This is a genomic window from Geobacter pickeringii (assembly GCF_000817955.1).
Taxonomy (GTDB): Bacteria; Desulfobacterota; Desulfuromonadia; order Geobacterales; family Geobacteraceae; genus Geobacter; species Geobacter pickeringii.
This window is the reverse complement of the sequence record NZ_CP009788.1, coordinates 1854565-1866238: the sequence shown is the minus strand read 5'-3', so window position 1 is coordinate 1866238 and position 11674 is coordinate 1854565. Positions and strand designations below refer to the sequence as shown.

Sequence of the window (11674 nt, the reverse complement as noted above, 5' to 3'; positions counted from 1 at the left end):
GATGGCGAAAGCACGAGCGATAGTCATGACCGGCAACGGTACCAACTGCGAGACGGAGGCGGCCCATGCCTGCCGGCTCGGCGGTTTCGACGATGTCGTCATTGCCCATATTTCCGATCTATTGGCGGGTGAGGTGAGGCTGGACAATTTCCACTTCCTGAATCTGACCGGCGGGTTTCTCGACGGAGACGATCTCGGCAGTGCCAAGGCCCAGGCCAACCGGCTCAAATACGCAAAGGTCGACGATCTCCGTGAACACCTGCTCGATCAGCTGACACGCTTCATCGCTGACGGCAAGCTGATTCTCGGTGTCTGCAACGGCTTCCAGCTGATGGTGAAGATGGGGCTTTTGCCTGCGTTTGACGGGCGCTATCTGACACAGGCAGCGACCCTTACCTTCAACGACTGCGGCCGGTTCCAGGACCGGTGGGTGTATCTCAAGACCGATTCCGCTTCGACATGCGTCTACACGAAAGGGGTAGCGAAGGGGCTGTACCTTCCGATCCGCCACGGCGAGGGGAAATTCGTTGTCGACAGCCAGGCAACCCTGGACACCATCGAGGCGAAGCATCTGGCGGTCTTCAAGTATTCCGACAGCTCTTATGCAACGCCTACCATGGAGTTTCCTCTCAATCCGAACGGCTCGGTGAATGCCATTGCGGGACTCTGCAACGAAACCGGCCGTCTCATGGGGATGATGCCGCATCCCGAGGCTTTCGTCCACCGGATCAACCATCCGCGCTGGACCCGCGAAGAGCTTCCCGAGGAAGGCGACGGACTCATCCTTTTCAAGAATGCCTCAGAGTATGCCAGGAAGAATCTGCTGTAACACCCGGGCGGCTGTAATCGTGCAGCCGCTTTTATCGTACATGGAGACGTAATGAAGCTTTACAGACCAACGGAAGAGTGTGGCATTTTTGGTGTTTATGGGCATCCGGAAGCAGCCAACCTGACCTACCTCGGCCTTTATGCCCTGCAGCACCGCGGCCAGGAGAGCTGCGGCATCGTGTCGTCGGACGGCAGGACCCTCTTCTCCCACAAGAGCATGGGGCTTGTGGCGGATGTCTTCGGCGACCAGGAGATATTCAAGAAACTGCCGGGGCGCTCGGCCATCGGTCATGTCCGGTACTCCACTACCGGAGATTCGGTCATCAAGAACGTCCAACCGATCATGGTCGACTACTCCCGAGGCTCCATCGCCGTCGCGCACAACGGCAACCTTGTGAACGCCCAGACGGTGAAGGACGAGCTGGAGGCCTGGGGCTCCATCTTCCAGACCACCATGGATACGGAGGTGCTCCTGCACCTTCTCGCCACGTCCAAGCAGAATTCGTTGGAAGACCGTATCGCCGAGGCTCTCGGGAGGGTTAAGGGGGCTTACTGTCTTCTCTTCCTCACGGAGACCCGCATGATCGCCGCCCGCGACCCCCAGGGATTCCGCCCCCTGTGCCTCGGAAAGCTTGGCGAAGGGTGGGTGGTCGCCTCCGAAAGCTGTGCCCTTGACCTTATCGAGGCCGAGTTCATCCGTGAGATCGAGCCGGGGGAGATCGTTGTCATCACCAAGGATGGCGTCTCCTCCCATTTTCCTCTCGCCAAGACCGAAGCGGCGCCCTGTATCTTCGAGTTTGTCTACTTCGCCCGCCCGGATTCGTACATTTTCGGCAAGAACGTCTACATGGTGCGGAAGGAATTCGGGCGCCAGCTTGCTCGCGAGCACCAGGTCGACGCCGATATCGTCATTCCGGTTCCGGATTCGGGAGTTCCCGCGGCCCTCGGCTATGCCCAGGAATCGGGGATTCCCTTCGAGCTCGGTCTCATCCGCAATCACTACATCGGCAGGACCTTCATCGAGCCCCAGCAATCGATCCGCCATTTCGGCGTCAAGATCAAGCTCAATCCCGTGCGTGACATCCTGAAGGGGAAGCGGGTCGTGGTCATCGACGATTCCATCGTCCGCGGCACGACGTCGCGCAAGATAGTCAAGATGGTGCGCAATGCCGGTGCCAAAGAGGTTCATGTCCGCATTTCCTCTCCGCCGACGAGCTATCCCTGCTACTACGGCATCGACACGCCGACCCGGAAAGAGCTCATTTCATCGTCGCACACCATTGACGAGATCAGGCGGTATATCACTGCCGATTCCCTCGGATACCTGTCCGAGGAAGGTCTGCTGGAGGCCGTGGGGACCGGTACGAACCCCTACTGCAAGGCCTGCTTCTCCGGCGGCTACCCCATCCGATTCCCCAAATTGGCGGCTGAACCCCAGCTTGACCTCTTCTGAAAGGAGCACCTTCGATAATGACCGATAGGGAACGACTCAAACAAATCATCCTGCAGCTCTCCTATGAAAAGCGGAAAGTCACTCTCGCCTCGGGACGCGAGAGCGATTTTTACTTCGACGGGAAGCAGACCACCCTCCATGCAGAGGGCGGACTCCTGGTCGGTAAGCTGTTCTATGAAGCCATCAAGGACGTGGAAGGTGTTCAGGGGGTAGGGGGGATCACCTTGGGAGCCGACCCCATTGCCACCGCCACCTCCATTGCTGCCTATCTCGAGGGGCGGCCGATGCACGCCTTTATCATCCGCAAGGAGCCGAAAGGTCATGGCACCGGTCAATGGCTTGAGGGGCGGAAGAATCTTCCTCCCAGCTCTAAGGTCATCATTGTGGAGGACGTCGTCACCACGGGCGGCTCCTCCATGAAAGCGGTCCGCCGTGCGGAAGAGGAAGGGCTTGAGGTTCTCGGCATCGTCTCCCTCGTCGACCGTCAGGAGGGGGGGCGCGAGAACATTGAAAAAGAGGGGTTCTGGCTGAAGACCATCTTCACCAAGGCAGACCTTCTCGCGTAACGTCTCCGGCGGAGCGAAACATTCAGCATAGCAAAGGCGGGGAAGCTCTCCCGCCTTCTTTTTTGGGGCATTATGGATCGAATACTTTCCGAATACGGCGCTCTTCTTTCCGAGGTGGACCGCTGGTTTCACCATTGCCTCAGCAGTGCAGGGACATCAATCCGCTGCAGTGAGGGATGTTCCGAATGCTGCCGCGGTCTCTTTGACATTACGCTTCTCGACGCTGCGTACCTGAAGGCTGGCTTCAATCAGCTCGATGAAGGTACCAGGTCGCAGGTTCTCGACCGGTGCCGAAAACGCTCCGATGGATTCCGAGAGCACTGGCCTGAGTTTACGGAACCGTATCTCCTCAATTATCGCCCCGAGGATGACTGGGAACTTCTCATGCCGGATGATGATGAAACGCCCTGTCCCCTGATCGGGTCTGACGGAAACTGTCTCATCTACCCGTATCGACCCATGACCTGCCGGCTTCACGGAATCCCACTCGTTGACGTTTCCGGAGAGGTGCTCCACGACGAGTGGTGCAGCCATAATTTTGTCAGTGAAGATCCGCTTGACGACAGACGACTCCGGGGGGAATTGTCGTCGATCTTCCGCCGTGAGGTCCAGTTGTTCCGGCAATTCTCCCAGGAGCTCACGGGAGATTTATTCCTGGAATTGGATACCTTCATACCGACTGCAGTGCTGATGGATTTCGATGGATACGAATGGACGTCCCTTGCTGAATGGTTTAGGTGCCACAGGCGTTGAATCCGAGGTGAGTCCTGCGCGATGAACGCGATCTGGTATACTGCTACTAAGGGAAAGCGCTATCGTGCGGGAGGGACCACACCATGAAAAACATCTGGCAAGAGCGCGAGAAGGCATTGGAGAATCAGTATATCTTCAGGCAGGATCGGGAAAAGATCGAGCAGATGCGCGCAGAAACGAAAGAAAAACTCATCCGTGAACTCTGCAAGGATCGTTGTCCCAAATGTGGAGACGAGATTGAAGCCATGACATTCAGAGGAGTGCCGCTCGACAAATGCCCCGGGTGTGGCGGTGTCTGGCTTGGTCCCAACGACCTGAGAATTCTGGCCTCGAAAGACCACAGAAGTTGGTTCGATAAATGGTTCAAGGGCGAGAATGAGGCGCCCGAAACTTTCGAGTGACGTCTGAAACGAAAAAGCCGGTTCCCATTGGAACCGGCTTTTGATTTGCTCTCTGAATCGGTGAATACTACTTCTTGTGGCACAACCCGCACTTGGTCGGTCCCGCACCCCGCAGTTCATGGCATCCCTTGCAGGTCTTATGTGCAAAGTCTTTCCCGAAGCCGGCGATTCTGCCCGGGGACTTGTCGTGGCAAAATCTGCATTCACGCAACATGTCGTTGTGCTTTTTGTGATTGAACGCAACGTTTCCATTTTTGGATGGGAACACGAGGGTGTCCGCACCCGCTGCCAGCGATGCCCACCACAAAGATGCAATCAGAAGGATAATGACCCTGTTCATATCACGTTCCCTTTCCCCGCATGAGCATAGGCTGCAGCCATCGGTGAAATGCTGACTTTCGTCATGATTGGGTACTGATCACATCGGTAATGGTTACTTTGCGGCCCACAACCTGCAGCCGGCCTTCCGCGAAGAGTCTGACCGCTTGGGGGTAGATGCGATGCTCTTCAACCTGGATCCTGGCGGCAAGCGTCTCCTCGGTATCATTGCCCATGACCGGCACAGCCGCCTGGATAACAATGGGGCCCGTATCCGTTCCTTCGTCCACGAAATGAACCGTACAGCCGGAAATCTTTGCCCCGTACTGGAGCGCCTGCCTTTGGGCGTGGAGTCCGGGGAATGCGGGAAGAAGCGCTGGATGGATGTTCATGATCGAAAGGGGGAACGCTTCGAGGAGGACCGGCGTTATGATTCTCATGAAGCCGGCCAGCACCACAAGGCGGACGCCGTACCCCCGGAGTGTCTCGACGACGGCAGCATCGTAAGCCTCGCGGCCGGCAAAGGCGCGGTGATCCAGAAAGAAAGCCGGTATCCCGTGCCGTTTCGCCCGCTCCAGTGCGAAGGCATCGGATTTGTTGGCAATAACGCAGGCTATCCGGGCCTGGATGACGCCCGTTTCAACCTGATCGATAATGGCTTGAAGGTTCGAGCCGTTTCCGGAGGCCAGTACGCCAATTTTCAGTGGTTCAGCCATTACTCGGTATCCGTTTGGGACGACAGATATGATTTGGTTCAGATGAGGTCTACGGATTCAGTGCCGGCATCGCATTTTGCTACCTCGCCGATAACAAAAGCTTTCTCATGAAGTCCCGAGAGGCGGATCAGAATTTCGTCGGCCTCTTTTTCCGGTACGGCCAGGACCATGCCGATGCCACAGTTGAAGGTGCGGTGCATCTCAGCCATGTCAATCTTGCCGGCATCCTGAATAATGCGGAAGATGTCGGGAACTGCCCAGCTGTCGAGTCGAATGACCGCTTTGCATCCTTTCGGAAGGACACGCGGCACGTTCTCCAGAAGTCCTCCGCCGGTGATGTGAGCAATGCCGTTGATGCGGAAATCACGCAGGAGGTTGAGAACCGATTTAACGTAAATCCGAGTGGGGGTGAGAAGGGCGTCGGCCACGCTCTGGGAAAGTCCCGGGAGGGTGTCGTTGATCCCGAGCCCCATGACATCGAAGATGACCTTGCGGGCCAGAGAATAGCCGTTGCTGTGGAGACCGCTTGAGGCTATGCCGATGAGTTTGTTGCCGACGGTGATGGACGAGCCGTCGATGATCTTTTCGCGGTCCACGACGCCGACGGTGAATCCTGCAAGATCGTATTCGCCGGGCTGGTAAAAACCGGGCATCTCTGCGGTTTCACCGCCGATGAGCGCACAGCCGGCCTGAACACACCCCTCGGAAATCCCCTTGACGAGTTCGGCTCCCTTGGCCGGATCGAGTTTGCCGGTGGCAAAATAATCGAGAAAGAAAAGGGGCTCGGCCCCCTGGACGACGATATCGTTCACGCACATCGCCACCAGGTCGATACCGACGGTATCGTGGCGGTCAGCCATCATGGCAATCTTGAGCTTGGTTCCTACACCGTCGGTGCCGGAAACCAGTACCGGATTCTTGTATTTGCTGGCATTCAGCGAAAACAGGCCGCCAAATCCGCCGATGTCGGAGATGACCTCCGGCCGCGACGTGGCCTTTACGAACGGCTTGATCATCTTGACAAACGTATTGCCGGCGTCGATGTCAACGCCTGCATCCTTGTAGGTTACTCCGGTATCGTTCAAGCTGTTCCTCCCGTGAAATGAGGAAGAAAATTTAACCCATGAGCAGGCAAAAGTCAAACCCTATCTGGCGCTGCAACTGCCCGAAAAAACAGTTTACAAGCGGGGTGAGCTTCGCTTAAGATGCTGCCCGAGATGGATCTCGACGCTGCCACAATTCATCCGATGACCGCCGCCGATCTCGACGAGGTAATCGCGATTGAAACGGACTCATTCCCCCGGCCCTGGACCAGGGATCACTTCCTTGCAGAAATAGATTCTCACCGTTCTCTCCCCCTTATTGCCCGAATCGGGCAAGGTCAGCTTGCGGGCTACATCTGCGCGACGTTTGTCCTGGATGAAGGCGAGATACTGGATGTGGCCGTTCGCCGCGATTGCAGGGGGCGAGGCGTTGGCAGGATGCTGGTAGACACGGCCATCTCGGCCCTCGCTGCCCACGGGGTCAGAACGGTAGGACTTGAGGTCCGGGTGTCCAACGAATCTGCCATAGCGTTGTACCGGCGAATCGGTTTCGAGGATGTCGGCGTCAGGAAGAGTTATTACGAGAACGGAGAAGACGCCATCTTGATGGCATACACAATAAACGACAGTGAGGGTAGAGCCGATGCAGTTTAAATCGACGGTCATCTCCAATCAGGAGGTCTCTCCGGGCTATTTCAGGATGCGGATGACCGCCCCCCCGGAACTGGCCGGTTCGCAGCCGGGTCAGTTCATCATGGTACGGGTTCGGGATGCGATTGATCCGCTTTTGCGCCGCCCCTTCGGCATCTTCGACGTCGGCGTGGCCGAGTCGGAGTTCCCGGGCCTTGGAGCAGCCACCTACCTCGAAATGTTGTACAAGGTTGTGGGTAAGGGTACCGAGGCACTTTCCGGTTATCATCACGGGGACCATGTTGACGTGATTGCGCCACTGGGAGCCGGCTTTGATCTCGGTGACCCTGAAGAAGAGAAAATTCTTGTCGGAGGCGGAATCGGCATTGCACCGCTCTACTACCTGGCCAAGACCCTGGTGCAGCATTCCCGGGTCCGGTTTTTCCTCGGAGGGAGGACCAGGGACGACATCCTCTGCGTCACGGAATTCGAGCGGCTCGGTGTGGAGACGTATGTCTCGACCGATGATGGCACGCTGGGGGACCGGGGCCTCGTGACCGAGGTCATGGAACGGCACATCCGTGAGAACAGGAGCCGGAAGACCCTGTACGCCTGCGGTCCGATGCCGATGCTGAAGGCGGTTGCAGAGATTGCCCAGCGCACGGCCACACCCTGCCAGGTTTCACTCGAGGCGTACATGGCCTGCGGCATGGGGGCCTGCCTCGGGTGCGTCGTCAAGGGGAAGGAACATTCGGACGAGACCCCCGATTACCGCTGCGTCTGCAAGGACGGGCCGGTGTTCGCCTTCGATCAACTGAAATGGGTATAGTGGAGCTACGATGAGCAAGCCTGATCTTTCTGTCGAAATTGCGGGTATAACGTTTAGAAACCCGGTCATGACCGCCTCCGGGACCTTCGGGTATGGCGAGGAGTTTGCGGACTATGTCGATCTGGAATCGATCGGCGCCATCATCACCAAGGGACTTTCCATCAAACCCAAGGCCGGCAATCCGACGCCGCGCATCCAGGAAACGACCGGCGGCATGCTGAATGCCATAGGTCTTCAGAACGTGGGTATCGAAGCCTTTGTCGAGCACAAGGTACCATTCCTGCGCACCGTTTCGACGCCGGTGATCGTGAATTTCTTCGGCAATACCGTTGAGGAGTATGCCGAACTTGCCGAGCGACTCGATCGGATTCCCGAGGTGACGGGGGTCGAGATCAATATTTCCTGTCCCAACGTGAAACATGGCGGCATCGTCTTCGGCACCGATCCCAAGGCGGCCTACTCAGTGGTCAAGGCGGTACGCGAGGCGACCATCAAGCCGGTTATCGCCAAACTTTCTCCCAACGTAACCGATATTGTCGAAATGGCGTGGGCCTGTGCCGATGCTGAGGCCGACGCGCTCTCTCTCATCAATACCCTGACCGGAATGGCCATAGACGTGAAGAGACGCCGACCGGTGCTGGCGAATGTGACCGGTGGCCTTTCCGGGCCTGCCGTGAAGCCGGTGGCGCTGAGGATGGTATGGCAGGTCGCCAGGGCGGTGAAGATTCCGGTTATTGGCATTGGCGGCATCATGTCGGGAACCGATGCCCTCGAGTTCATGCTGGCCGGGGCGTCTGCCGTTCAGGTGGGAACGGCCAACTTCCTCGATCCGTCGGCTGCCCAGCGGATCGCCGGCGAGATGGAGACGTATCTGGAACAAAATGGTATCCATGATGTAAAGGAACTGATCGGCGCGCTGGAAGTCTGAGAGAAGTCAGCGCAAAATCAGGGGATGCGAAGGCGGGGAAGTCCCCCGCCTTTGTCCGTTTGGAGAAGGAGTAGGGGATGGAATTGTGGCGTCGCCGGCTCGCGGAAAGCGTCACCGCGCCGGAAGAGATTGCGGAGAAGTTCGGCATGGACCCGGCGCTCCTGGCCCCCGTGGTGCGGCGGTATCCGCTCCGGATCACCCGCCACTACCTCGGGTTGATCCAGGGAGTGGGAGACCCGATCTGGCGGCAGTGCGTCCCCGATCTCCAGGAGTTGGAGGACGACCAGCAAGCCGACCCCCTTGACGAGGAGCGGCTTTCACCGGTCCCCGGTCTCATCCATCGTTACCCTGACCGGGTGGTCTGGCTTGTGTCCAATGAATGTGCTGTCTACTGCCGCTTCTGTATGCGCAAACGCCGGGTCGGGTGCCCGGGGCAGTCGGCAGATGACCGAACGGTCGAAGACGCGCTTCGCTACATTGCCGAAACCCCTCAGATTCGCGACGTAATCCTTTCGGGAGGGGATCCGCTCCTCCTTGATGACGACTTTCTGGAGCTGATCCTCGCGCGGTTGGCGGCGATCCCCCACGTGGAAATGGTCAGAATCGGCACCCGTGCCCCCGTTACGCTGCCGGAACGGATTACGCTTCGTCTCTGCCGGATGCTCCGGCGGTATCACCCGCTCTATGTCAACACCCATTTCAACCATCCCCGCGAAATTACGCCGGAGGCTGCGCACGCATGTGCGCGGTTGGCCAATGCGGGGATTCCACTCGGCAACCAGACGGTGCTCCTGCGGGGTGTCAACGACGACCCGGCGGTAATGGCGCTGCTCATGCAGCGGCTTCTCGCCATCCGCGTCCGGCCGTACTACATCCACCAGATGGATCTGGTGCGGGGAACCCGCCATTTTCGGACAACGGTCGATACCGGGCTCTCGATCATGGAGCGGCTGCGCGGGCACACCTCGGGGATGGCGGCTCCGTATTACGTCATTGATGCGCCGGGAGGGAAGGGGAAGATCCCGCTCCTTCCCGATTGTGCGAGTCGCCGTGGAGATGTCTGGCTTCTTCGCAATTACTGCGGGGAGATCATCGAATATGAGGATCTGGCGGGTTAGTCGTGATGGCTAGAGTTCTTCCGGTGTGAAGGCGATCACGTCGTCGATGGTGGCGGCGTCGAGGAGAATCATCACCAGCCGGTCGACGCCGAGGGCAATGCCGGCGGATGGGGGCATATCGGCGAGTTCGTCGAGAAATTTCGCGGGAAGCGGAATGGGGAGGTTGCCGACAGATTCACGGTACGCCGATTCCTGCTCGAAGCGGAGTCGCTGTTCGGCGGGGTCTGTCAGTTCCGAAAATGCATTGGCCAGTTCAACCCCGGCAATATAGAGCTCAAAACGCTCCGCGACCGTAGGATCATCCCCCCGCAAACGGGCCAGGGCGCTGCGTGTTGCCGGATAATCGCAGATAAAAGTCGGCCGTACTCTTCCCAACTGCGGCTCTATCCGTTCCACCATCACCTCGTCGAACAGATCATCTTCCAGCGCCTTATCCATCCTCATCCCACCGAATTTGACAAAGGCTTCCCGCACCGTTATCCGTTCCCACGGCGGGGTGAGGTCGATCTCGCTCCCCCGAAACGACACGCTGCCGCCGATGCCGGATTTCACCGCAACCGAGCGGACGAGTTCTTCGCATTCGGCCATGAGCGCGAAATAATCGGCATCCGCACGATACCATTCGAGCATGGTGAATTCCGGAACGTGCATCCTGCCGCGTTCGCCGGCACGCCAGCAGTGGCATATCTGGAAAATGCGATCAAAATCTGCAGCCATCAGCCGCTTCATGCAGATTTCCGGGGAGGTGTGGAGATACCACCCGTCGGCGCAGACCGGGTCGATGTGCGATTCGGGGGCAGGGGCGGGAATACGAAGGGGGGTCTCCACTTCGAGATACCCCCCTTCAATGAAAAAACTCCGTATGTGCTGAACGATATGGGCCCTGGCCCGGAGCGTTTCCCGCTTGCGGGCCAGGGCCCAGTTTTGCGACATTGTCTACCCTTTTACCCGTGTCGAGTACTCACCGGTTCTCGTGTCGACGACAATCATTTCACCCTCCTCGATAAAGGGGGGGACGCGGAGGACGTAACCGGTTTCCATGGTAGCGGGTTTGGAGTCACTGCCGGAGGTGTCCCCCTTTACCCACGGATCGGTCTGCACGACCCGCAGGTTGACGAAGTTGGGAAGAGTGACACCGATAGCCTTTTCGCCGAAGATGAGGATGTCGACTTCAAGGTTGTCGATGAGGAAGTTCTTGGCATCGCCGACGGCATCCTCGCTCATCTGCACCTGCTCGAACGTCTGGTTGTCCATGAAGGTGTAGTGGGTATCTTCCTTGTAAAGATACTGCATCCTCCGTTCCTCGAGGCTTGCAGGCTCAAAGGTTTCGCCGGAACGATAGGTCCGGTCGAGAGTTACCCCGCTGATCATGTTTTTCAGTTTGGTGCGGTAGAGCGCCTGGCCCTTGCCCGGCTTGGAAAACTCAAAGGCAACGACCACATAGGGGGCGCCGTCCAGCGTAAGTTTCAGTCCTTTTTTCAAGTCAGCAACAGTGTACATACTTCGATCCTCGTTTTTCTGATTGGTAGTGTTTTGCGACAATAGTGCCCAGAGGCACCATAATCGCCGTAAAAAGTACGGAATGAGCCGAGCCGTTCTGGACAGCCACGGTGTTTCCCGTAAAATTGAATTTACAGCTTAATGAAGGTCAGAGCTCATTTGAACCAAAGCCACAGGGGTCAGGGTGTGGAATGAAGCAGGGGTCATTCCGGCGGGATCAGCCTGCGGATTCGAGTCAATTGTGCGAGAAGCGGGACAGGATTGCGGTCGGCGACCAAGGGTGCGCCCCTCGCAATGCGGAACGCAACGGAGCTTCGCCCGGAGAGACGCGGCGGCATCTCCCGATGTTCGGGCCACTACTTGGCGCGGTAGGTGATGCGCCCTCTGGTCAGATCATACGGGGAAAGCTCGACGGTTACCTTGTCGCCCGGCAGAATCTTGATGAAATACTTCCGCATCTTGCCGGAAATGTGAGCCAGGACGATGTGGTCGTTCTCGAGCTTCACACGGAACATGGCGTTGGGAAGTGGTTCGATAACCGTACCTTCTACTTCGATTGCTTCTTCTTTACTCATTGGTGCTCCTCGTGCG

15 protein-coding genes are annotated in these 11674 nt (G+C 57.9%); 8 read left to right on the top strand and 7 right to left on the bottom strand.

Annotation, left to right across the window (positions count from 1 at the left end; all coding sequences use genetic code 11):
- The first annotated feature begins 1 nt into the window (after position 1).
- The 3 genes from GPICK_RS08385 to pyrE are packed head-to-tail and all read left to right on the top strand — an operon-like array spanning position 2 to position 2847.
- Entirely contained in the window at positions 2-829 is an 828-nt protein-coding gene (locus GPICK_RS08385; RefSeq protein ID WP_039742155.1) for a phosphoribosylformylglycinamidine synthase subunit PurQ, read from the top strand.
- Positions 830-880: 51 nt separating this feature from the next.
- Positions 881-2281, top strand: a complete 1401-nt coding sequence (gene purF / locus GPICK_RS08380; protein WP_039742152.1) for an amidophosphoribosyltransferase — start codon at positions 881-883, stop codon at positions 2279-2281.
- A gap of 17 nt (positions 2282-2298) precedes the next feature.
- Positions 2299-2847 (top strand): orotate phosphoribosyltransferase, encoded by a 549-nt coding sequence (gene pyrE, locus GPICK_RS08375; protein ID WP_039742144.1) that lies wholly within the window; start codon positions 2299-2301, stop codon positions 2845-2847.
- A 156-nt stretch (positions 2848-3003) separates the two neighbouring features.
- Here the strand turns inward: pyrE and GPICK_RS18110 are convergent, their stop codons facing one another.
- The gene (locus GPICK_RS18110) at positions 3004-3381 is read right to left on the bottom strand and encodes a hypothetical protein (RefSeq protein WP_330217042.1); all 378 of its coding nucleotides are present in this window, start codon (positions 3379-3381) and stop codon (positions 3004-3006) included.
- 302 nt (positions 3382-3683) lie between these two features.
- Here GPICK_RS18110 and GPICK_RS08365 point away from each other — a divergent pair, with 302 nt between their 5' ends.
- The gene (locus tag GPICK_RS08365) at positions 3684-4001 is read left to right on the top strand and encodes a TFIIB-type zinc ribbon-containing protein (protein ID WP_039742140.1); all 318 of its coding nucleotides are present in this window, start codon (positions 3684-3686) and stop codon (positions 3999-4001) included.
- Between the two features lie 67 nt (positions 4002-4068).
- On the opposite strand, the gene GPICK_RS08360 is transcribed toward GPICK_RS08365, so the two are convergent.
- From GPICK_RS08360 to purM, 3 genes are all read right to left on the bottom strand, one after another.
- Entirely contained in the window at positions 4069-4341 is a 273-nt protein-coding gene (locus tag GPICK_RS08360; RefSeq protein ID WP_039742138.1) for a cytochrome c7, read from the bottom strand.
- A gap of 61 nt (positions 4342-4402) precedes the next feature.
- A complete protein-coding gene (purN, locus tag GPICK_RS08355) occupies positions 4403-5035 on the bottom strand; it encodes a phosphoribosylglycinamide formyltransferase (RefSeq protein WP_039742136.1) in 633 nt (210 codons plus the stop codon).
- A 38-nt stretch (positions 5036-5073) separates the two neighbouring features.
- On the bottom strand, positions 5074-6120 hold the full coding sequence (gene purM, locus GPICK_RS08350; RefSeq protein WP_039742135.1) for a phosphoribosylformylglycinamidine cyclo-ligase: 1047 nt from the start codon (positions 6118-6120) through the stop codon (positions 5074-5076).
- A gap of 120 nt (positions 6121-6240) precedes the next feature.
- On the opposite strand from purM, the gene rimI reads away from it, so the two are divergent.
- The 4 genes from rimI to GPICK_RS08330 all read left to right on the top strand — a co-directional run bounded on the left by rimI (position 6241) and on the right by GPICK_RS08330 (position 9583).
- Positions 6241-6732, top strand: a complete 492-nt coding sequence (gene rimI, locus GPICK_RS08345; protein ID WP_236685504.1) for a ribosomal protein S18-alanine N-acetyltransferase — start codon at positions 6241-6243, stop codon at positions 6730-6732.
- Positions 6722-7537 (top strand): dihydroorotate dehydrogenase electron transfer subunit, encoded by an 816-nt coding sequence (locus GPICK_RS08340; protein WP_039742133.1) that lies wholly within the window; start codon positions 6722-6724, stop codon positions 7535-7537. The genes rimI and GPICK_RS08340 overlap by 11 nt, the downstream gene beginning before the upstream one ends.
- A gap of 10 nt (positions 7538-7547) precedes the next feature.
- The gene (locus tag GPICK_RS08335; RefSeq protein ID WP_039742130.1) at positions 7548-8465 is read left to right on the top strand and encodes a dihydroorotate dehydrogenase; all 918 of its coding nucleotides are present in this window, start codon (positions 7548-7550) and stop codon (positions 8463-8465) included.
- 77 nt (positions 8466-8542) lie between these two features.
- Positions 8543-9583 (top strand): KamA family radical SAM protein, encoded by a 1041-nt coding sequence (locus GPICK_RS08330; protein ID WP_039742129.1) that lies wholly within the window; start codon positions 8543-8545, stop codon positions 9581-9583.
- A gap of 9 nt (positions 9584-9592) precedes the next feature.
- On the opposite strand, the gene epmA is transcribed toward GPICK_RS08330, so the two are convergent.
- From epmA to infA, 3 genes are all read right to left on the bottom strand, one after another.
- Entirely contained in the window at positions 9593-10516 is a 924-nt protein-coding gene (gene epmA / locus GPICK_RS08325; protein ID WP_039742128.1) for an EF-P lysine aminoacylase EpmA, read from the bottom strand.
- Between the two features lie 3 nt (positions 10517-10519).
- Positions 10520-11083 carry an elongation factor P gene (gene efp, locus GPICK_RS08320; RefSeq protein WP_039742127.1) on the bottom strand — a complete coding sequence of 188 codons (564 nt, stop codon included), beginning with the start codon at positions 11081-11083 and terminating at the stop codon, positions 10520-10522.
- A 356-nt stretch (positions 11084-11439) separates the two neighbouring features.
- Entirely contained in the window at positions 11440-11658 is a 219-nt protein-coding gene (gene infA, locus GPICK_RS08315) for a translation initiation factor IF-1 (protein ID WP_012469967.1), read from the bottom strand.
- Positions 11659-11674: the final 16 nt, after the last annotated feature.